At 55.0% G+C, this 19,902-nt stretch carries 21 protein-coding genes; 8 read left to right on the top strand and 13 right to left on the bottom strand.

The window, feature by feature from the left end:
* Nucleotides 1-93: 93 nt before the first annotated feature.
* The 7 genes from patD to URZ40_RS11485 all read right to left on the bottom strand — a co-directional run bounded on the left by patD (nt 94) and on the right by URZ40_RS11485 (nt 7,413).
* Nucleotides 94-1,518 (bottom strand): aminobutyraldehyde dehydrogenase, encoded by a 1,425-nt coding sequence (gene patD / locus URZ40_RS11455; protein WP_192982077.1) that lies wholly within the window; start codon nt 1,516-1,518, stop codon nt 94-96.
* A gap of 24 nt (nt 1,519-1,542) precedes the next feature.
* A complete protein-coding gene (locus URZ40_RS11460) occupies nt 1,543-2,349 on the bottom strand; it encodes an ABC transporter permease (RefSeq protein WP_320720571.1) in 807 nt (268 codons plus the stop codon).
* Entirely contained in the window at nt 2,339-3,283 is a 945-nt protein-coding gene (locus tag URZ40_RS11465; protein ID WP_320720572.1) for an ABC transporter permease, read from the bottom strand. Before URZ40_RS11465 ends, URZ40_RS11460 begins: the two co-directional genes overlap by 11 nt.
* A 1-nt stretch (nt 3,284) precedes the next feature.
* Nucleotides 3,285-4,298, bottom strand: coding sequence for an ABC transporter ATP-binding protein (locus URZ40_RS11470; protein WP_320720573.1), 1,014 nt, complete (start codon nt 4,296-4,298; stop codon nt 3,285-3,287).
* A 17-nt stretch (nt 4,299-4,315) separates the two neighbouring features.
* A complete protein-coding gene (gene ydcS / locus URZ40_RS11475) occupies nt 4,316-5,461 on the bottom strand; it encodes a putative ABC transporter substrate-binding protein YdcS (protein ID WP_320720574.1) in 1,146 nt (381 codons plus the stop codon).
* Between the two features lie 271 nt (nt 5,462-5,732).
* On the bottom strand, nt 5,733-7,142 hold the full coding sequence (locus tag URZ40_RS11480; RefSeq protein WP_116339607.1) for a PLP-dependent aminotransferase family protein: 1,410 nt from the start codon (nt 7,140-7,142) through the stop codon (nt 5,733-5,735).
* A gap of 82 nt (nt 7,143-7,224) precedes the next feature.
* Nucleotides 7,225-7,413 carry a hypothetical protein gene (locus URZ40_RS11485; protein WP_058654517.1) on the bottom strand — a complete coding sequence of 63 codons (189 nt, stop codon included), beginning with the start codon at nt 7,411-7,413 and terminating at the stop codon, nt 7,225-7,227.
* Between the two features lie 422 nt (nt 7,414-7,835).
* Between URZ40_RS11485 and URZ40_RS11490 the strand changes: the two genes are divergently transcribed.
* The 6 genes from URZ40_RS11490 to hslJ all read left to right on the top strand — a co-directional run bounded on the left by URZ40_RS11490 (nt 7,836) and on the right by hslJ (nt 12,278).
* Nucleotides 7,836-8,318, top strand: a complete 483-nt coding sequence (locus URZ40_RS11490; protein ID WP_316379241.1) for an Hcp family type VI secretion system effector — start codon at nt 7,836-7,838, stop codon at nt 8,316-8,318.
* Nucleotides 8,315-8,794: a DUF2778 domain-containing protein gene (locus URZ40_RS11495; RefSeq protein ID WP_316379242.1), complete on the top strand. Its 480-nt coding sequence runs from the start codon at nt 8,315-8,317 to the stop codon at nt 8,792-8,794. The genes URZ40_RS11490 and URZ40_RS11495 overlap by 4 nt, the downstream gene beginning before the upstream one ends.
* 381 nt (nt 8,795-9,175) lie before the next feature.
* Nucleotides 9,176-10,576, top strand: coding sequence for a cytochrome ubiquinol oxidase subunit I (locus tag URZ40_RS11500; RefSeq protein ID WP_320720575.1), 1,401 nt, complete (start codon nt 9,176-9,178; stop codon nt 10,574-10,576).
* On the top strand, nt 10,576-11,586 hold the full coding sequence (gene cydB, locus URZ40_RS11505; protein ID WP_320720576.1) for a cytochrome d ubiquinol oxidase subunit II: 1,011 nt from the start codon (nt 10,576-10,578) through the stop codon (nt 11,584-11,586). The genes URZ40_RS11500 and cydB overlap by 1 nt, the downstream gene beginning before the upstream one ends.
* Nucleotides 11,586-11,714: a DUF2474 domain-containing protein gene (locus URZ40_RS11510; protein WP_008501283.1), complete on the top strand. Its 129-nt coding sequence runs from the start codon at nt 11,586-11,588 to the stop codon at nt 11,712-11,714. The genes cydB and URZ40_RS11510 overlap by 1 nt, the downstream gene beginning before the upstream one ends.
* A 126-nt stretch (nt 11,715-11,840) precedes the next feature.
* Nucleotides 11,841-12,278 carry a heat shock protein HslJ gene (hslJ, locus tag URZ40_RS11515; RefSeq protein ID WP_116339600.1) on the top strand — a complete coding sequence of 146 codons (438 nt, stop codon included), beginning with the start codon at nt 11,841-11,843 and terminating at the stop codon, nt 12,276-12,278.
* Here hslJ and URZ40_RS11520 read toward each other — a convergent pair whose 3' ends face one another.
* Complete coding sequence (locus tag URZ40_RS11520) at nt 12,279-12,545, bottom strand: DUF333 domain-containing protein (RefSeq protein WP_028013313.1); 267 nt, start codon at nt 12,543-12,545, stop codon at nt 12,279-12,281.
* A 271-nt stretch (nt 12,546-12,816) separates the two neighbouring features.
* Between URZ40_RS11520 and nifJ the strand changes: the two genes are divergently transcribed.
* Together nifJ and ompC are read left to right on the top strand one after the other, a co-directional pair.
* Nucleotides 12,817-16,341, top strand: a complete 3,525-nt coding sequence (nifJ, locus tag URZ40_RS11525; RefSeq protein WP_320720577.1) for a pyruvate:ferredoxin (flavodoxin) oxidoreductase — start codon at nt 12,817-12,819, stop codon at nt 16,339-16,341.
* Between the two features lie 389 nt (nt 16,342-16,730).
* Nucleotides 16,731-17,840, top strand: coding sequence for a porin OmpC (ompC, locus tag URZ40_RS11530; RefSeq protein WP_116339596.1), 1,110 nt, complete (start codon nt 16,731-16,733; stop codon nt 17,838-17,840).
* A 332-nt stretch (nt 17,841-18,172) separates the two neighbouring features.
* On the opposite strand, the gene URZ40_RS11535 is transcribed toward ompC, so the two are convergent.
* From URZ40_RS11535 to URZ40_RS11555, 5 genes are all read right to left on the bottom strand, one after another.
* Complete coding sequence (locus URZ40_RS11535; RefSeq protein WP_223239581.1) at nt 18,173-18,250, bottom strand: hypothetical protein; 78 nt, start codon at nt 18,248-18,250, stop codon at nt 18,173-18,175.
* 68 nt (nt 18,251-18,318) lie between these two features.
* Nucleotides 18,319-18,741, bottom strand: coding sequence for a GFA family protein (locus URZ40_RS11540; protein WP_163329593.1), 423 nt, complete (start codon nt 18,739-18,741; stop codon nt 18,319-18,321).
* 3 nt (nt 18,742-18,744) lie between these two features.
* The gene (locus tag URZ40_RS11545) at nt 18,745-18,942 is read right to left on the bottom strand and encodes a hypothetical protein (protein ID WP_116339592.1); all 198 of its coding nucleotides are present in this window, start codon (nt 18,940-18,942) and stop codon (nt 18,745-18,747) included.
* Nucleotides 18,943-19,007: 65 nt separating this feature from the next.
* The gene (locus tag URZ40_RS11550; RefSeq protein ID WP_320720578.1) at nt 19,008-19,430 is read right to left on the bottom strand and encodes a VOC family protein; all 423 of its coding nucleotides are present in this window, start codon (nt 19,428-19,430) and stop codon (nt 19,008-19,010) included.
* Between the two features lie 95 nt (nt 19,431-19,525).
* Nucleotides 19,526-19,870, bottom strand: a complete 345-nt coding sequence (locus tag URZ40_RS11555; protein WP_320720580.1) for a DUF1294 domain-containing protein — start codon at nt 19,868-19,870, stop codon at nt 19,526-19,528.
* Nucleotides 19,871-19,902 lie beyond the last annotated feature (32 nt).

A 19,902-nucleotide genomic window follows, 5' to 3' on the forward strand; every position in this document is an offset into this window, starting at 1 on the left:
AAAGCCCAGGGAAATTAACCTCCGTATTATTGACTGGTTTTTCAAACGTGGCCGGAATAAATATAACGATTAACCCAGCCACGCCGTTATAAATTAATGTTTGATCATGACATGCCGCACGACCGTATAATCCTCAAGCCCGTACACCGACATATCTTTGCCGTAGCCGGATAACTTCATGCCGCCGTGCGGCATTTCGCTCACCAGCATAAAGTGGGTATTCACCCAGGTGCAGCCGTACTGCAGGCGCGCGCTCAGGCGATGGGCACGGCCCACGTCTTTGGTCCAGACCGATGACGCCAGGCCGTACTGCGAATCGTTCGCCCAGGCCAGCACCTGCGCCTCGTCGTCAAATTCAGTAACGCTCACTACCGGGCCAAACACCTCTCGCTGAACAATGGCGTCGTCCTGCTTTGCCCCCGCCAGCAGGGTTGGCTGGAAGTAGTAGCCCGCCCCCTCTTTTTTGCTCCCGCCCGTGACGACGCGAATATGGCCGAGCGCTTTCGCCTCATCGACGGCCTGACAGACGCGTGAAAGATGGGCAGCCGAGCTGAGCGGTCCCAGTTCGGTAGAGGCATCGTCCGGGACACCCATTTTAAGGCTGGCAACCGCTGCGCCCAGCTTTTCCACCAGTTGGGCATAGATGCCCTTCTGAGCATAAATACGACAGGCCGCCGTACAGTCCTGCCCGGCATTGTAGAACCCAAACGTCCGCACCCCTTCGACAACCGCATCCAGGTCGGCATCATCAAACACGATAACCGGCGCTTTACCACCCAGCTCCATATGGGTGCGTTTAATGGAGGACGCGGTATGGCCGATGATATGTTCCCCGGTAGCAATTGACCCGGTCAGTGAGACCATACGAACTTTCTCATGGCCGGTAAGCGGGTCGCCCACCGTTTTACCGCGACCAAACAGGACGTTCAGAACGCCTGCCGGGAAGATATCTTTTGCCATCTCTCCCAGCTTCAGCGCAGTCAGCGGTGTGATTTCTGAGGGCTTAATCACCACGCAGTTCCCTGCCGCCAGCGCGGGGGCCAGCTTCCAGGCCGCCATCATCAGCGGGTAGTTCCAGGGGGCAATAGAGGCAACCACGCCCACCGGATCGCGGCGGATCATAGACGTGTGCCCGTCAAGATACTCTCCGGCTGCCAGCCCGTTCAGACAGCGGGCGGCCCCGGCAAAGAAACGGAAAACGTCGACCACTGCCGGAATTTCATCGCCCAGCACGCAGTGCAGCGGTTTGCCGCAGTTGAGGGATTCGAGCCGGGCAAAGTCCTCCCCATGCGCTTCAATCGCATCCGCCAGCTTCAGCAGGCACTCGGCGCGGGTTTTCGGCGTGGTTTGCCCCCATGCCGCAAATGCACGGTCGGCCGCCTGAACCGCCGCGTCGACCTGTGCCGCTGACGCTTCAGCAATCTCCAGCAGCACCTCTCCGGTAGCCGGGTTATACACCGGCTGTTTTTCTCCCTCTCCGGTTACCAGCTTTCCCTCTATCAGCAGTTGTGTTTGCATAGCATTGTCCTGTTGAAATCACTGTTATTTCCCGCTGCCGGCGATGTTCTCGCCGTCGCGGGTTAGCCACCAGGCTCCCAGAATGGGGATAGTTGTCACCAGCATCACCAGCAGTGCTACGACGTTGGTGACCGGCACGTCGCGCGGACGCCCAAGCTGGTTGAGCAACCACAGCGGTAACGTGCGCTCGTGTCCCGCCGTAAACGTTGTGACGATTATCTCGTCAAACGACAGGGCAAACGCCAGCATTCCCCCGGCCAGCAGCGCGGAACCCAGATTGGGCAGCACCACATAGCGGAAGGTTTGCCATCCGTCGGCCCCGAGATCCATCGACGCTTCCACCAGGCTCCAGGAGGTGCGTCTGAACCGGGCAATCACGTTGTTAAACACCACCACCACGCAGAAGGTGGCGTGCCCAACCACGATGGTGAAAAATCCCGGCTCCAGGTTGATTGTTTTGAAGGCCGTCAGCAGCGCCAGGCCGGTGATGATCCCCGGTAACGCAATCGGCAGCAGCAGCAACAGCGAGATCGCGTTCTTACCAAAAAACTCGCTTCGCCACAGCGCCGCTGCAGCAAGCGTGCCAAGCACAAGGGCTATCGCGGTGGATAGCGCTGCAATCTGAAGTGACAACGTCACGGGTTCAATAATATCGCCGCGACCCGCCGCCGCGCTAAACCACTTCAGCGTCAGCCCCTGCGGCGGAAAGCTGAAGGCCGCGTCTTCGGTATTAAAGGCATAGGTCGCGATAATCAGCAGCGGGAAGTGCAGGAAGATAACCCCTCCCCAGGCGGCCACTTTCAGGAACAGCGGTGCGCGTTCAGAGTGCATCGAATGCTCCCAGACGCTTCACGAACGCCAGATAGAGTGAAATCAGCACGATGGGTACCAGCGTGAACGCGGCGGCCATGGGCATATTGCCAATGGCACCCTGCTGCGAGTAGACCATGTTACCGATGAAATAGCCCGGCGGGCCTACCAGCTGCGGAACGATGAAATCCCCCAGCGTCAGGGAAAAAGTGAATATTGAGCCTGCCGCAATACCCGGGATCGCCAGCGGCAGAACGACGTAGCGAAAGGTCTGGCGCGGGCGCGCGCCGAGGTCAGCTGAGGCCTGCAGCAGCGAGGCAGGCAGACGTTCCAGCGCCGCCTGGACCGGCAGGATCATAAACGGCAGCCAGATATAGACGAAGACCAGAAACCGTCCCAGCCCGGAGGTGGACAAGGTGTTGCCGCCAATCGCGGGTAGCGTAAGGATCGAGGTCAGGATCGGCTCCAGCCCCATATGATTAAGAAACCACTGCGCCACCCCGTCCTTCGCCAGCAGCAGCGTCCAGGCGTAGGCTTTGACGATGTAGCTTGCCCACATCGGCAGCATCACGGCGATATAGAAGAATGCTTTCCACCTGCCGCGGGTGTATCGCGCCATGTACCAGGCCATCGGGAATGCCAGGATGGCGCTGGCAATCGTCACCGCAATCGCCATCATCAACGTGCGCAGGATAATGTCGTAGTTTGCCGGGTTGAAAAGCGCCTGAATGTTCGCCAGGGTCAGATCCGGCGTGACGGCCATGGTGAAATCGTCAAAGGTGTAAAACCCCTGCCACAGCAGGGTCAGAAGCGATCCCAGATAGACGATGCCAAACCACATTAGCGGCGCGAGCAGGAGCAGGAACAGGCCGAGCGACGGTTTACGCCAGAACAGAGCCGTCACGCGGCTTACGCGGCTGCGGGAGACGGGAGGATGCGCAACGCTCATAGCCATTTCACCTCTCCTCCTGCAGGCGAATCATCGCCTCGCGTGACCACGACGCCGTGACCGCCTGCCCCGGCGCAATGCCGCTCAGCGGCGAGGTTTCACTGAGGTTGGCCTGGCTTACCAGCAGTTTGGCACCGTCGGCGAGCTTCAGCTCCAGCCGCGTGGCGGCCCCCTGATACTGAACGGCCTGCACGACGCCCTGAACCTGAACGTCTCCGCCCTCATTAAGGCGAATATGTTCCGGACGCAGGGAATAGCTGCCTTCCATGCCGCATATTTTCTGCGCCAGACCCGCATCGAAGACGTTAGAGGTGCCGACAAAACCGGCGACAAACGGCGTGCGCGGACGCATGTAGAGATCGCGCGGGGTGTCCACCTGCTCGATGCGCCCGTTATTGAACACCGCGACCCTATCTGACATGGAAAGGGCCTCGCCCTGATCGTGGGTGACAAAAATAAAGCTGATACCGAGTTCCTGTTGAAGCTTCTTCAGCTCGAACTGCATCTGTTCCCGCAGCTTGAGATCGAGCGCGCCTAACGGCTCGTCGAGCAGCAGGACGCGCGGTTCATTCACCAGCGCCCGGGCAATGGCAACACGCTGGCGCTGGCCGCCGGAAAGCTGCGAAGGCTTGCGGGCGACGGCAAAGCTCAGGCCCACTTTTTCCAGCGCATCACGGGCCTGCGCATGGCGTTTTTTCTTGTCGATGCCTTTGACCATCAGCCCGTAGGCGACGTTATCGAGGATCGACATATGTGGGAACAGCGCGTAGTCCTGAAAGACGGTGTTCACGTCCCGCTCCCAGGGAGGCAGTTCGCTCGCCTCTTTACCGAAGATAGAAATCGTGCCGCCTGACAGCTGCTCAAAGCCGGCAATCAGACGCAGACAGGTGGTTTTGCCGGAGCCCGAAGGCCCCAGCATGGAGAAAAATTCCCCGTCATGAATCGCAATGGTGACCCCATCCACCGCCCGCACGTCGCCGTACAGCCGGGAAACATTGTTAAACTCTACTGCGTACGTCATGTTCAGCTCCCGGACGATTAACGGCCGCCCATAATGGCGATGTAATCCTGCGTCCAGCGGCTGTAAGGTACATATTTACCGCCTTCAGCGATGGGGGTTTTCCAGAACATGATTTTGTCAAAATAGTTATAGCCATTGGTTTCGCAGCCCTTGTCGCCCAGCAGCGTGCTGGCCTTACATCCTTTAGCCACGACGGGCAGCGAGCCAAACCATGCCGCCAGATCGCCCTGCACTTTCGGCGTGAGCGACCAGTTCATCCATTTGTAGGCGCACATCGGGTGTTTTGCCTGCGCATGCAGCATGGTGGTATCCGCCCAGCCGGTTACCCCCTCTTTCGGGAAGACGGTGGCAACGGGCTGGTTTTCAGCCTTCAGGGCATTCGCCTGATACGGCCAGGCGCTGGAGGCTACGACGCCTTCGTTTTTGAAGTCGCTCATCTGGACGGTGGTGTCATGCCAGTAGCGGTGGATCAGCGCATGCTGGTCGCGAAGCACCTTGAGCACGGCGGCATACTGTTGTTCAGTGAGCTGGTACGGGTCGTTAATACCCAGCTGCGGCTGCGTGGCTTTAACGAACAGCGCGGCATCGGCGATATAAATCGGGCCGTCGTACGCCTGCACGCGTCCCTGATTGGTTTTACCGTCCGGCAGATCCTGTTTGGTAAAGACTACGCTCCAGCTGTCCGGCGGCGTCGGGAAGGTTTTGGTGTTGTACATCAGCAGGTTTGGCCCCCACTGATACGGCGTGCCGTAGACCTTGCCGCCTACGTTAAACCACTCGCCCTTCACGATGCGCGGGTCGAGGGTTTTCCAGTTAGGGATAAGCTCGGGGTTAATCGGCTGAACGCGTTTGCCCATGATCAGGCGCAGGGAGGCGTCACCTGAGGCGGTGACCAGGTCATATCCGCCTTTTGCCATCAGGCTGACCATTTCGTCGGACGTGGCCGCCGTTTTGACGTTGACCGCACAGCCGGTCTCTTTTTCAAACTGGGTGACCCAGTCATAATTTTTATCCGTCTGTCCGCGTTCGATGTATCCCGGCCAGGCGATAATATCCAGACGACCTTCCCCGTCGCCGATGGCCTTTGGTGGTTCTGCGGCTTGCGCGGTCATGATAGTCATGCCGAGCGCGCACAGGCTGCTGCGGGCAAATTTTTTGCTCATAAGGGTTACTCCTGTCGCAATGAAATTTAGCGGCAGCCGTGCCGTAAAAATATCTCCCTTATTAAACGTAGACCGCACGTATGCGCCGCACCGTTCGGCTTAAGGAAATTTCATCAAGGTGTGACCGAGGACGCATTCCCCGTTAACTGGATTATAGACAAGGAGTTAGACGCGAAGGCCGGTATGCAGATTTCATATGATACGGCACCGAAAAATATTCGCCGTGCCGTCGTCAGGATAAGAAATGATTATTTAAATAACGAGGGAAGGATTATTCCAGCATCGTGCTAATTAATTTACCTAACTGAATGACCGCCTGCTCTTCCCGCTCGCCCCATGCCCAGGACGTATTAAAGCGGAAGAACGGCGTCCACGCGTCAGAGGTGGAAAACATCTTTCCAGGCGCAATGCTGATGTGGTGCGTTAAGGCCTTTTCGCTGAGCAGGCCCGCGTCCAGCTGCGCCGGAAGTTCCAGCCATAAAAAGTAGCCGCTGTCGTTGTGGTGAATTTTGACGCCGGCAGGCATATGGCGCAGAAGTGACTGCCAGGCCTGCTGTTTCCGCTCGGCGAGCGTGCGTCGCAGGCGGCGCAGATGGGCGTCGTAGCGCTTGGTCGCCAGGTAGTCCACCAGCGCCAGCTGCATGGGAGAACTGGTTGATAAGGTGCTCATCAGCTGCAGCTGCTGAATGCGTCGCGCGTGTTTTCCTGCCGCCACCCAGCCGATGCGAAAACCGGCCACCAGGCATTTTGAAAAGGAGGAACAGTGCAGCGTCATCTCCTCCCGGTCCCAGGCTTTCGCCGGAAGGGGTTTTTCCCGGCCAAAATAGAGCTCGCTGTAGACATCGTCCTCTATCAGGGTGACGTTGTGCTTCGTCAGGAGCGCGACCAGACGCGCTTTTTTCTCTGCGCTCAGCGTAAAGCCAAGCGGGTTTTGGCCGTTAGTCATGAGCCAGCAGGCTTTTACCGGGTAGTCGTTCAGCGCCTGTTCCAGCGCATTCAAATCAATACCCTCCCGCACGTCTGTGGCGACCGACAACGCTTTTAGCTTAAGGCGCTCCAGCGCCTGCAGCGCGCCGTAGAAACAGGGGTTTTCGACAATCACCCAGTCTCCTGGCTCTGTCACCGCCTGCAAACTCAGGTTCAGGGCTTCAAGGGCGCCTGCGGTAATGACAATTTCGTCCGGCGAGATGTTCATCCCCTGCTGCGCGTAGCGGCGCGCAATGGCGTGACGGAGTTCAGCGTTACCGGGCGGCAGGTTCTCAATCACGCTCATTGCGGTAGCGGTTTTACTGACGTTTGCCAGCGAGCGGTTGAGCTGCTGAAGCGGGAAAAGTCGGGGGTCGGGAAAGGCGGAAGCGAAAGGAACAACGGACGGATCGCGGCTGGCCTGTAAGACCTCGAAGATATAGGTGTTGATATCTACCGCTTCATCACGCATCACCTGGGCAGGCGGCGCAGGCTGTTGTGCGGTCGGGCGCGAGGCAACGTAATAGCCCGACTGCGGCCTGGCGACAATGCGCCCCTGGCTTTCCAGCATCTGATACGCGTGGCCAACGGTCATAAAGCTCATGCCGCTGCTTGCCACCTGCTCTCGCAGGGAAGGCAGCTTATCGCCCGGCAGCCATACGCCAAGCTCAATCTGCGAGATAATTTGTTGCGCCAGACGCTGGTATTTTTTCATCAGATTCTCCTTATTGCCGACAGTGTATATCAGCAGGAGAAAAAGAGAAGATTTTGCTAACTGTTATAGTCTGGAAGATGAATTACTTACGGTATTCGGTCACGTGGCTCTGAGCAGAGCGTGCGGCGGCCAGGTGGTCGAGCGTAATCATCGGCGATTTGCAAAAAATGCATTTCGCGCCAAACGGGTTTTTCTCAGACACGTCAAAGGCTGAGGTACGGTACTGCGAACCATGGCAGCATGGGCAGCGAAAATGGATATAAGAAGTCATAGGATTCTCCTGAAACGTAAAAACGTAAATTACTAATGGGCCGATTGGGCATAATGGTTTTAAACAAAACTAATCGGAATGTAGATAAAGACCCAAGAGAGGCTGCGGAGAGGCACAACGTGATGAGAACTGCTTTATAAAACTACGTCAGATATTTATTTGGACTCAAAACCAGATGACCATTAACGCACGGCGCAGACGACAAGGCAAGCGGTTTTATGCGTAAAAATCATAAAAATACAGTTTTTATTCAGAAACACTAAGGCTGGCACTAACTATAGGTTCAGTCAATCGCAAGTAAAACACTTATAAATCAATGAAATATAAATATTTTACATGACACTTTTTGCCTAATAACCTTCACTCACAGGGAGTATTAACATTCGTTAAACACGAATTGTTAATGAAAAAAGGAGTTTGATATGGCCATTCCAGCATACCTTTGGCTGAAAGATGATGGCGGCGCAGATATCAAAGGCGCTGTTGATGTACAAGATCGGGAAGGAAGTATTGAGGTGTTGGGATTCGGTCATGGACTGCATCTACCGACAGATAACATGACGGGGAAAATTACTGGTACCCGTATTCATACAGCTCTCGTTTTTGAGAAGGAATTCGACAGTTCAAGTCCCTATCTCTACAAAGCCGTTGCAAAAGGTCAGACGCTGAAAGGGGCTGAATTTAAATGGTATAAGATCAACGATTCCGGGCAGGAAGTTGAATACTTCAATATGCAGCTAGAAAATGTCAAAGTCGTCTCTATATGTCCACTCATGCATGATATTAAAAACCCGGCAACGGAGAAGCATAACCATCTGGAAAGTATCGCCCTGCGTTACGAAAAAATAACATGGAAACACTGCGACGGTAATATTATTTTTTCTGACGAGTGGAAAGACAGATGATTCGGTGCACTTTTCATTTGAATGGCTATCAGCTTTCCACTTTGAGTTGCCCCGGCTTAGGCTTTTTCCCCGCGTATTCTGGAAATTCGGGGCATAACAGAAATAATCCTAATGCCGTTGCGACTCCTGAGGTGGGCCCCTTACCCCCAGGACTCTATTATATCGTGAAACGTCCACGAGGCGGTTTTGGTACTCACTGGCATGACGCAATTAAAGGGTTAGAAAGCGGATCAAACCGTGACTTTTGGTTTGCTCTTTACCGCCACGATACTCACATTGACGACAGAACTTTTATCAATAATGTTGAGCGTGGTTCTTTCCGGTTACACCCGGCGGGACAGTCTGGGATTAGCAATGGATGTATTACGTTGCCAAATCACTCCCATTACAGAATTCTGATGCATGGTCTACTGGCATCCGGCACGTTTAAAGTTACTGCTGGGTTAGATGCACTTGGAACAATACAGGTATATTGATGAATGCAAAAAAGCATACCCTGACCTGGGTTGTTGAAACATTGATGCTGTTTGTTATTTACTCACTTGTATGTTACTTCATGCCTGATGTATTACTTTATCATCTCTTCACCAGCCATTTTGGCTTTATGACTGAACTTGAATGGAGTGAAAGCTATACACTGTTGCTTTTCATCCTCTCATTTTTGCTCAATACCATGTTGATTTACCTCTGGGCATTACGAAAATGAACCTCCCTTGGGCGGAAATATTGCCGCCCGGCAATATAAAGCAAAGGCAGGCAAGAAAACTGTTATAGATAAATAACCCAGGTCTGTCTCTGCAACCCAGCGCTGGCGCGGCTTAGAATGGCATCGACATAATTACATCGCGGAGTTTTGCATGTTTGGTTTAGATGCTTTTCACCTTGCACGGATACAGTTTGCCTTCACCGTATCCTTTCACATTATTTTCCCGGCCATCACCATCGGCCTGGCAAGCTATCTTGCCGTGCTCGAAGGGCTGTGGCTGAAAACAAAAAATCCGGTCTGGCGCTCGCTGTACCATTTCTGGTCGAAGATTTTCGCCGTCAACTTTGGCATGGGCGTGGTCTCCGGGCTGGTGATGGCCTACCAGTTTGGCACCAACTGGAGCGGCTTTTCACAGTTTGCGGGCAGCATTACCGGCCCGCTGCTGACCTATGAAGTGCTTACTGCCTTCTTCCTCGAAGCCGGGTTCCTCGGCGTGATGCTGTTCGGCTGGAATAAAGTGGGGCCGGGTCTGCACTTCTTCTCCACCTGCATGGTGGCGCTGGGCACCATTATCTCCACCTTCTGGATCCTCTCCTCGAACAGCTGGATGCAGACCCCGCAGGGCTACGAGATCGTCAATAGTCAGGTCGTGCCGGTGGACTGGTTCGCCGTGGTATTTAACCCCTCCTTCCCCTACCGCCTGCTGCATATGTCGATTGCGGCATTCCTGAGTAGCGCCCTGTTTGTCGGTGCATCCGCGGCATGGCACCTGCTGCGCGGGAATAATACCCCCGCCATCCGGGCGATGTTTTCGATGGCGCTATGGATGACGCTGGTTGTCGCCCCCCTCCAGGCCCTGGTTGGCGATATGCACGGGTTGAACACCTTAAAGCACCAGCCCGCCAAGATTGCCGCCATTGAAGGCCATTGGGAAAACCCGCCGGGCGAGCCTACCCCCCTGCTGCTGTTTGGCTGGCCGGATATGGAGCAGGAGCGCACTCGCTTTGGACTGGCGATCCCGGCGCTGGGTAGTCTTATCCTGACGCACAGCCTGGATAAACAGGTCCCTGCGCTCAAAGAGTTTCCAAAGGAGGATCGTCCTAATTCCACCATCGTTTTCTGGTCGTTCCGCATTATGGCGGGCTTAGGGATGCTGATGCTGCTGCTTGGGGTAGCGGCGCTCTGGCTGCGTTATAAAAAGCGGGTTTATTCTTCACGTCCGTTCCTGTGGTTTGCGCTGCTGATGGGACCGTCCGGGCTGATTGCCATTCTGGCCGGATGGGTCACCACCGAAGTGGGCCGCCAGCCGTGGGTGGTTTATGGGCTTCAGCGAACGAAGGATGCGGTTTCTGCCCATGGCGATCTGCATATGAGCGTGAGCCTGCTGGCCTTCTTCGTCGTCTACACCTCGGTATTCGGCGTGGGCTACAGCTATATGGTGCGCCTCATCCGAAAAGGGCCACAGCCGTATGAATCATTCGCCACCGAGGCCGACGGACGCCCGACGCGCCCGCTTTCTGCCGTCACAACTGAACAGAAGGAGCAGCCATAATGGGTATCGATCTTTCCATTATCTGGTTTGTCATCATCGTCTTTGCCACGTTGATGTATATCGTCATGGACGGGTTTGATCTGGGGATCGGTATTCTGTTCCCGGCAACGCAAAACGCCGACGATCGCGACGTGATGGTCAACAGCGTCGCGCCGGTCTGGGACGGCAATGAGACCTGGCTGGTGCTAGGCGGTGCTGCCCTGTTCGGCGCGTTTCCGCTGGCCTATGCGGTGATCGTTGATGCCCTCACTATTCCGCTGACGTTAATGCTGATCGGACTTATTTTTCGCGGTGTGGCATTTGAGTTTCGCTTTAAAGCCACGCCGGCCCACCGTCCTTTCTGGGATAAGGCGTTTATTGGCGGTTCCGTTCTGGCGACCTTTACCCAGGGCGTGACGGTGGGTGCCGTCATTAACGGCTTTACCGTGACTGGCAGGGCCTATACCGGCGGCCCCTTTGACTGGTTTACCGCATTCAGCCTGTTTTGCGGCGCGGGTCTGGTGGTGGCCTACGCGCTGTTAGGCTCGACCTGGCTGGTGATGAAAAGCGAAAACGCACTACAGCAGCGGATGCGTGAGGTGTCGAAAACGCTGTTAATCGTGCTGCTGGCGTTTATCGCGGCGATCAGCCTCTGGACGCCTCTGGCGCACCCGGCCATCGCGGCGCGCTGGTTTACGCTGCCGAATCTGTTTTATCTGCTGCCGGTCCCTGCCCTGGTCGTCATGTTTAGCCTCTACCAGTGGCGCTGCCTGAGTAATCCTGATAGCCATACTCGTCCGTTTATTCTGACGCTGGGGCTGATTTTCCTCGGCTTTAGCGGGCTTGGGATCAGCATCTGGCCGCATATTATACCGCCGTCAATCATCCTGTGGCAGGCCGCCGCCCCGACGCAAAGCCAGGGCTTTATGCTGGTGGGCGCTCTGTTGATCATTCCCGTCATTCTGGTCTACACCTTCTGGAGCTACTACGTCTTTCGCGGCAAAGTTCAGCCTGGGGAGGGTTATCACTGATGCAACAACCTGTCTGGAAAAGATTGCTGTGGCTGGCCATTATCTGGGGCGGCAGCGTACTGGCGCTGGCAGCGGTCAGTATGCTCTTCCGTATGCTGATGACGGCTGCCGGGTTTAAATCTCATTAAACTTCATTCCGGGCAGCCCTGCGTTGCCCGGCACCACCCCGCACTTTCAGATAAACCCCATTAACGCACCGCAGAGTATCGTTACACTGGTAAAAGATTCACAGAATTTATAATTTGAGAAGAAAAATGAAAAAGCTCATCGCGTTAAGTGTTATCAGCCTTGTCCTTAGCGGCTGCGTTAATCCTGGCAAAGCATCCGTTCAGCCGGATCAGCTGAAGAGCCACCGTTTTGTACTGGAAAACGTGGACGGCAAAGCCGTGAAGGGGATGACCGCGCAGCCTGAGATCGCTTTTAACGCGCTTCCCGATATTAGCCTCGTTGATAACATTAGCGTTTCCGGCCAGATGTGTAACCGCTTCAACGGGCAGGGAAAGCTGTCCGAAGGTGAGCTAAAAGTTAAAACGCTGGCGATGACTCGCAAACTTTGTACCGAACCGCAGCTTAACGAGCTGGATCAGGCCATCGGCGACATGCTGCGCAAAGGGGCGCAGGTCGACCTGACTGAAGACCAACTGACGCTGGCGACGGCCGATAAGACGCTGATGTTTAAGCGCGCGGAGTAATCAGTAGCTACCGCAGCTTCCAACGGCAAGCGACTGTTCACTGCAGCGTTTGCCGTTTGGCAAGGCGCACATCCCGATAGCCGAACCGTCAAGCTGGCGGGCAACGGACAGCGAGCCGCCAATCATGGCACAGTTGGCCTGGCCTGAACTGGACATTGCCGCTTTCATTCCCGGCGCCACGTGGGCCGCCGTGGCCTGCTGAACAGGTTCACTACTGCATGCCGACAACAATAACGCGGCACACCCTACCCAAAATGCTGAACGCATGCTCTTTTCCCCGTAAATAGTGCGAAACCTAAGCATAATAGGCATCACATCCCGTGTCGTCGAGAGCGGAAGTGCGTATTTATGCGCTACTGAAACAATTCCTCGCAATTTTTTCGCCCTAAGTTTGATCTAACCATTGATGGTGAGAATACCGAGGACACAAAAGCGAAAATCGTAAAACCCCCTGTTTGCTAGACTACAGAGATAATATTCAGGGCTGGTCGCCTTATGACAGCCTCTCTGTTTTTGCGCAATGTAAGGGTGTCGTCCTATGCAAACTATTGACGGTAATGGTGCAGTTGCCTCAGTCGCGTTTCGCACCAGTGAAGTTATCGCCATCTATCCGATCACGCCAAGCTCTACCATGGCCGAGCAGGCGGATGCCTGGGCGGGGAACGGGTTAAAAAACGTCTGGGGCGATGTCCCGAGAGTGGTTGAAATGCAGTCCGAAGCGGGAGCAATTGCCACGGTCCATGGTGCACTGCAAACCGGCGCGCTCTCCACGTCGTTTACCTCCTCTCAGGGATTGTTGTTAATGATCCCAACGCTGTACAAACTCGCCGGTCAACTGGCCCCCTTCGTCCTGCACGTCGCGGCGCGTACTGTGGCCACCCACGCACTCTCTATTTTTGGCGATCACTCCGACGTGATGGCCGTGCGTCAGACCGGCTGCGCGATGCTGTGCGCCAGCAGCGTTCAGGAAGCCCAGGACTTTGCTTTAATTTCGCATATCGCCACGCTTAAAAGCCGCGTTCCGTTTATTCACTTCTTTGATGGTTTCCGTACGTCTCACGAGATCAACAAAATCGTCCCGCTGGCGGACGAGACTATCCTGGATCTGCTGCCGCAAGCGGAAATCGACGCGCATCGCGCCCGCGCTCTGAATCCGGAGCACCCGGTTATCCGCGGGACTTCGGCAAATCCGGATACTTATTTTCAGTCCCGCGAGGCCACAAACCCGTGGTACAACGCGGTTTATGACCATGTCGAGCAGGCAATGAACGACTTTGCCGCGGCAACCGGACGCGAGTACAAACCGTTCGAATACTACGGCCACCCGCAGGCCGAGCGCGTGGTTGTGCTGATGGGTTCCGCTATCGGCACCTGTGAAGAGGTCATTGACGAGCTGCTGGCCCGCGGCGAAAAGGTCGGCGTGCTTAAAGTGCGTCTCTACCGTCCGTTCTCGGCTAAACATCTGCTCGCTGCGCTGCCGGAAAGCGCGCGTACTGTGGCGGTGCTCGATCGAACCAAAGAGCCGGGCGCACACGCGGAACCGCTCTATCTGGACGTGATGGCCGCCCTCGCTGAAGCCTTTAATAACGGCGAACGTGAAACGCTACCGCGCGTTATCGGCGGTCGTTATGGCCTGTCTTCCAAAGAGTTTGGGCCGGACTGCGTGCTGGCCGTGTTTAACGAGCTAAGGGAAGCAAAACCCAAGCCGCGCTTTACGGTGGGTATTTATGATGACGTAACGAATCTTTCCCTGCCCTTGCCGGAAAACACCCTGCCCTCGACCGCCAAACTTGAGGCGCTGTTCTACGGTCTGGGCAGCGACGGCAGCGTCTCGGCGACCAAAAACAACATCAAGATCATCGGCAATTCAACGCCGTGGTACGCGCAGGGTTACTTCGTCTACGACTCCAAGAAAGCCGGCGGTCTGACCGTTTCTCACCTGCGCGTCAGCGAGCAGCCTATCCGCTCTGCCTACCTTATTTCTCAGGCCGACTTTGTTGGCTGCCATCAGTTGCAGTTTATCGACAAGTACCAGATGGCTGAGCGCCTGAAGCCCGGCGGTATCTTCCTGCTCAACACGCCTTACAGCGCCGATGAGGTCTGGGCGCGCTTGCCGCAGGAAGTACAGACGGTGCTGAACCAGAAAAAAGCCCGTTTCTATGTAGTTAACGCGGCGAAAATTGCCCGCGAATGTGGCCTGGCCGCGCGTATCAATACCGTGATGCAGATGGCCTTCTTCCATCTGACCAATATCCTGCCGGGCGACAGCGCGCTAGTGGAACTGCAGGGGGCCATCGCCAAAAGCTACAGCAGCAAGGGCCAGGAGCTGGTAGAGCGTAACTGGCAGGCGCTGGCGCTGGCGCGCGAGTCACTGTTCGAGGTGCCGCTGCAGCCGGTAAATGACGCCAGCCCGAATCGCCCTCCGGTGGTCTCGGATGCGGCACCTGATTTCGTGAAAACCGTGACGGCCGCGATGCTGGCCGGGCTGGGTGACGCCCTGCCCGTCTCTGCGCTGCCGCCGGACGGAACCTGGCCGATGGGCACCACGCGCTGGGAAAAACGCAACATCGCCGAAGCGATCCCCATCTGGAAAGAAGAGCTCTGTACCCAGTGCAACCACTGCGTCGCGGCCTGCCCGCACTCGGCCATTCGGGCCAAAGTGGTGTCACCGGAAGCGATGGAAGATGCCCCGTCCAGCCTGCACTCGCTGGATGTAAAATCCCGCGACATGCGCGGCCAGAAATACGTTCTGCAGGTCGCACCGGAGGACTGCACCGGGTGTAACCTGTGCGTTGAGGTCTGCCCGGCGAAAGACAGGCAGAACCCGGACATCAAGGCCATCAATATGATGTCGCGTCTTGAGCACGTTGAAGAAGAAAAAGTGAACTATGACTTCTTCCTGAACCTGCCGGAAATCGACCGCAGCAAGCTGGAGCGCATTGATATTCGTACGTCGCAGCTGATTACGCCGCTGTTCGAGTACTCCGGTGCCTGCTCCGGCTGCGGTGAAACGCCGTATATTAAGCTGCTTACCCAGCTGTACGGCGACCGGATGTTGATTGCCAATGCCACCGGCTGCTCATCGATCTACGGCGGTAATTTACCGTCCACGCCTTACACCACCGATGCGAATGGGCGCGGTCCGGCATGGGCAAACTCTCTGTTCGAAGATAACGCCGAGTTTGGCCTGGGCTTCCGCCTGACGGTTGACCAGCACCGCGCGCGCGTGATGCGCCTGCTGGAGCAGTTTGCCGGGCAGATCCCTGCCGAGCTCAATGCCGCACTACACGCTGACGCCACGCCCGAGGTGCGCCGCGAGCAGGTGGCCGAGCTGCGTCACGCCCTTCAGGGGGTGGCCGGGGCTGAACAGCTTCTGACCGACGCTGATGCCCTGGTCGAAAAATCGATCTGGCTGATTGGCGGCGACGGCTGGGCTTACGACATCGGCTTTGGCGGGCTGGATCACGTATTGAGCCTGACCGAAAACGTCAACATTCTGGTCCTGGATACGCAGTGTTACTCCAATACCGGTGGCCAGGCGTCGAAAGCCACGCCGCTGGGCGCCGTCACGAAATTCGGTGAGCACGGTAAACGCAAGGCGCGTAAGGATCTGGGCGTGAGCATGATGATGTACGGCCACGTTTACGTCGCGCAAATCTCGCTGGGCGCGCAGCTTAACCAGACGGTGAAAGCGATCCAGGAAGCGGAAGCGTATCCGGGTCCGTCGCTGATCATTGCCTACAGCCCGTGCGAAGAGCATGGCTACGACCTGGCTCTCAGCCACGATCAGATGCGTCAACTGACGGCCACCGGCTTCTGGCCGCTCTACCGGTTCGATCCGCGTCGTGCAGATGAGGGGAAATTACCGCTGGCGCTGGATTCGCGTCCGCCGTCCGATGCCCTGGCAGAGACGCTAATGCAGGAGCAGCGCTTCCGCCGCCTGAATGCGCAGCAGCCTGAGGTGGCAGAGCAGCTCTGGCAAGACGCCGCCGCGGATCTGCAAAAACGGTATGAGTTCCTGGCGCAGCTGGCAGGAAAAGCTGAAAAATCCACCAGCGACTAAACCCTATGCCCGGCTCGTCCGGGCATTTTTTTTCCATAAAAAAAGCCCGATGTTTTCACATCGGGCTAATCCAGATAATTAATGAATCTCTCTTTAGTTTCCCAAAAGACATTCACGATAATTATGGATAAATAATCTTAAAGGCATATAACGGAGCAGAGATTACCTGATTTAACCGCTAATTAATAATTTTTATTTAATATGGTTTATTTTAACTCATTCATCAAGCAAATGACCATTTCCGCAGTTTTATCTGGTTTAGATTTTACTTAATTCGTAACAATTCTATTTTATTACTATTCCACAGGAGTGATTTAGCATGAGACAACTTTCTTATTCGGGAAGTTCAACAGGTAATCAAATAAAAACAACTGCAAAGGAATATCACTATGCAAAGAAAAGTACTGGCTCTGATGATTCCGGCTCTGTTAATGGCTGGCGCCGCGCATGCGGCAGAAATATATAATAAAGACGGCAACAAACTGGATCTGTACGGAAAAGTGGATGGTCTGCACTATTTCTCCGATGATGCCTCTAAAGACGGCGATCAAACCTACATGCGTCTGGGTTTCAAAGGTGAAACGCAGATTAACGACATGATGACCGGCTACGCGCAGTGGGAATATAACATTCAGGCAAATAATACCGAAGGGTCTGATAACCAGTCCTGGACGCGTCTGGCCTTCGCGGGGGTCAAAGTGGGTGACTACGGTTCCTTCGATTATGGCCGTAACTACGGCGTACTGTACGACGTGGAAGGCTGGACCGATATGCTGCCTGAATTCGGCGGCGACTCTTACACCTATGCCGATAACTTTATGACCGGCCGCGCTAACGGCGTGGCAACCTACCGTAACACTGATTTCTATGGTCTGGTGCAGGGCCTGAACTTCGCGCTGCAGTATCAGGGTAACAATGAAGATGCCAGCAACAATCAGGAAGGCACCAACAACGGCCGCGACACGCGTCATGAGAATGGCGACGGCTTCGGTATTTCTACAACCTATGATTTCGGCATGGGGATCAGCGCCGGTGCCGCCTACGCCTCATCTGACCGTACCAACGACCAGGTTACGCATACCACTGCGGGCGGTGACAAAGCAGATGCCTGGACAGCTGGCCTGAAATATGACGCCAATAATATCTATCTGGCCGCCATGTATTCTGAAACCCGTAACATGACGCCTTATGGTGATAACACCGACGCCGTGGCGAATAAAACTCAGAACGTCGAAGTGACCGCGCAATACCAGTTCGATTTCGGTCTGCGTCCGGCAATTTCTTATCTGCAGTCAAAAGGTAAAGACCTGGGTAAAGGTCAGGGCGACCAGGACCTGGTGAAATATGCAGATGTAGGCGCAACCTACTATTTCAACAAAAACATGTCCACCTATGTTGATTATAAAATCAACCTGCTGGATGAAGATGACAGCTTCTACAAAAACAACGGCATCAGCACCGACGATGTCGTTGCATTAGGCCTGGTTTACCAGTTCTGATGGTCAGAGCCCGCAGCGTTACGCGGGCTCATTCTTTTTTGATTTTCGTCTCAAAAGAGCGCTTTATTTCGGTATTGTTGAGGATAAGTTGAAAGAAAACGGGTTAGACTGCGCGCATATCCCCTTCTTCACTAAGGATGATAGCGTTGTTTGGCCGCATATCCGTTACCATACTGACTCTTCTGGCGTGTTTATGGATGGCGTTGATCTTTGATTTTCGCGATATTGTCGGGCATCTCGGCACGCTGTTAAACCATCTGGATCGCCATTAACAGTTATTCCCAGAAAAAAGCCACCAGCTTTGCCGGTGGCGGTCATACGCATTTCGAGCGTTACTTTTTCACGGGTTGAGGTTTTTTATCCCCTGATTCGGGGGCCTCGCGCGGATCGTCTTTTTCAACACAGAGCATAATGTCTCCTGTTTCAGTTAACCACTTCCCACTATAGCCAGTGTGAACAGATCCTGGCCAGGCGGTAATCAACCTATATTGCTCTCTTTTTTGCGAAACGAGAGGTAACCAAAAACGCCGCTTTCACCATCGCTCGGATGGTTCACGCCGTCCATCACCGTCACTTCGGGGAAATCAAACGGCGACACATTTTCAAAACAGGCCACATTGACGCCGTATTCATTTGGGTTAGAGCGACGCTGATGGAACGTGTATATCCCACAGACCGAGCAAAAGAAATGCCGCGCAGTCCCCGTGTTGAACCGGTACTCCGTCAGCTTATCCTCACCTCTGGTTACGGTAATACCCGACAACGGTGCAGAGACCACAACTGCGCCCCGCATGCGGCAAAAAGAGCAACTGCAGCGCCGCGCAGTATTAAAACCGTCCGTGAGTTCGACGGTAAATGCCACCGCGCCACAATGGCACTGTGCATGACGAATATCTGTCATCGGTTAGACCCCTTTTCTCACCAACTCGGCGGCCTTAACGAAAACCTCATCTTCTACACCATCGCCTTTCTGCCTGCCGAGCCTGACCAGCTCTTCAACAATGCTGTCGCGATCGATCGGTCTCTGGGCGGAAACCAGCCCAATAACGGCGGCACCGATCGCCAGCCCCACTAATCCTGTTTGTTCGTCTTTGTTCTTCATACTCATGCTCCTGATACAACAAACAAGCGTAGCAGGATTTTTAAAAACTCAGCGTCAGGCAGTATTCACTGAATCGCTGTCAGCCCGACGCGCTGGCCGTACGAGAGCTCTAAGGTATTTCCATCGGGATCGGCAAAGAATACATAATACCCAACGGGATCGCCCAGATCTTCCGGTGCTTTCCGTAACGCTCCTTCTTCGATGGCCATCGCGGTTTTTCTGTCAATTTCTTCACGCGTGGCGCAGGCAATCCCAAGGTGGCCAAAATGCCCCAGCGGCGTATCGGTCACGTTGTCAGACTGCACCAGAACCAGCGCAAAAGGACGCGTATGGTCAGTTAGCCACGCCACTTTGCGGACATCGTGAAGATCGGGCTCACGCGAGTGGATGACCTCCATCCCGGCATATCGGCGGTAGAAAGCAACGCTCTTCTCCAGATCCCGGACCATAAACGCAACATGAGTGAATCCTACGTCAATGTCTTTCATTTTAAGATGTTACTCCTCTATTAACGTGTCGAAGCCATCTTAAAAGCTCAAGTTAACTTGAGGTCAACGGTGAATTTGTGCGGCCCTGCTGATGCTCAATTGGGGATGAGGGGATAAAAATAATACAGCCCCGCCGTAGCCGAGACGCTTACGACGACGCTCAGTAAAAACCAGGTTTTGAATGGCTGCTTCTGCGTTTTATGGCGAAAGAGCTGTTGGCCCACAATAGCGCCAGGCCACCCGCCAACAATGCCAAATACCAGTAACGTCCTCTCCGGTACCCTGCGCATCCCTTTCCGCGCAGCGGTTTTATCGGCGCCGTAAATCGCTATCGTCAGAACGTTAATCAGCAAGAACCACATGGCGCAGGGATACGCGGTAAAAACGCTGCCAGCTGCAGCGATGAGCAGGAGCAAAAAGCAAAAACGATTCAAAGTCATAGTGACAGCCACTGGACAGGTATGCGGATTTC

Origin of the sequence: Enterobacter sp. 296B2 (genome assembly GCF_034106185.1) — a bacterium.
Taxonomy (GTDB): Bacteria; Pseudomonadota; Gammaproteobacteria; order Enterobacterales; family Enterobacteriaceae; genus Enterobacter; species Enterobacter cloacae_N.

Bases quoted from the DNA above. Each gene is read 5' to 3' on its own strand.
- patD (WP_192982077.1), bottom strand. From the start codon at position 1,518: ATGCAAACACAACTGCTGATAGAGGGAAAGCTGGTAACCGGAGAGGGA.
- URZ40_RS11460 (WP_320720571.1), bottom strand. From the start codon at position 2,349: ATGCACTCTGAACGCGCACCGCTGTTCCTGAAAGTGGCCGCCTGGGGA.
- URZ40_RS11465 (WP_320720572.1), bottom strand. From the start codon at position 3,283: ATGGCTATGAGCGTTGCGCATCCTCCCGTCTCCCGCAGCCGCGTAAGC.
- URZ40_RS11470 (WP_320720573.1), bottom strand. From the start codon at position 4,298: ATGACGTACGCAGTAGAGTTTAACAATGTTTCCCGGCTGTACGGCGAC.
- ydcS (WP_320720574.1), bottom strand. From the start codon at position 5,461: ATGAGCAAAAAATTTGCCCGCAGCAGCCTGTGCGCGCTCGGCATGACT.
- URZ40_RS11480 (WP_116339607.1), bottom strand. From the start codon at position 7,142: ATGAAAAAATACCAGCGTCTGGCGCAACAAATTATCTCGCAGATTGAG.
- URZ40_RS11485 (WP_058654517.1), bottom strand. From the start codon at position 7,413: ATGACTTCTTATATCCATTTTCGCTGCCCATGCTGCCATGGTTCGCAG.
- URZ40_RS11490 (WP_316379241.1), top strand. From the start codon at position 7,836: ATGGCCATTCCAGCATACCTTTGGCTGAAAGATGATGGCGGCGCAGAT.
- URZ40_RS11495 (WP_316379242.1), top strand. From the start codon at position 8,315: ATGATTCGGTGCACTTTTCATTTGAATGGCTATCAGCTTTCCACTTTG.
- URZ40_RS11500 (WP_320720575.1), top strand. From the start codon at position 9,176: ATGTTTGGTTTAGATGCTTTTCACCTTGCACGGATACAGTTTGCCTTC.
- cydB (WP_320720576.1), top strand. From the start codon at position 10,576: ATGGGTATCGATCTTTCCATTATCTGGTTTGTCATCATCGTCTTTGCC.
- URZ40_RS11510 (WP_008501283.1), top strand. From the start codon at position 11,586: ATGCAACAACCTGTCTGGAAAAGATTGCTGTGGCTGGCCATTATCTGG.
- hslJ (WP_116339600.1), top strand. From the start codon at position 11,841: ATGAAAAAGCTCATCGCGTTAAGTGTTATCAGCCTTGTCCTTAGCGGC.
- URZ40_RS11520 (WP_028013313.1), bottom strand. From the start codon at position 12,545: ATGCGTTCAGCATTTTGGGTAGGGTGTGCCGCGTTATTGTTGTCGGCA.
- nifJ (WP_320720577.1), top strand. From the start codon at position 12,817: ATGCAAACTATTGACGGTAATGGTGCAGTTGCCTCAGTCGCGTTTCGC.
- ompC (WP_116339596.1), top strand. From the start codon at position 16,731: ATGCAAAGAAAAGTACTGGCTCTGATGATTCCGGCTCTGTTAATGGCT.
- URZ40_RS11535 (WP_223239581.1), bottom strand. From the start codon at position 18,250: ATGCTCTGTGTTGAAAAAGACGATCCGCGCGAGGCCCCCGAATCAGGG.
- URZ40_RS11540 (WP_163329593.1), bottom strand. From the start codon at position 18,741: ATGACAGATATTCGTCATGCACAGTGCCATTGTGGCGCGGTGGCATTT.
- URZ40_RS11545 (WP_116339592.1), bottom strand. From the start codon at position 18,942: ATGAAGAACAAAGACGAACAAACAGGATTAGTGGGGCTGGCGATCGGT.
- URZ40_RS11550 (WP_320720578.1), bottom strand. From the start codon at position 19,430: ATGAAAGACATTGACGTAGGATTCACTCATGTTGCGTTTATGGTCCGG.
- URZ40_RS11555 (WP_320720580.1), bottom strand. From the start codon at position 19,870: ATGACTTTGAATCGTTTTTGCTTTTTGCTCCTGCTCATCGCTGCAGCT.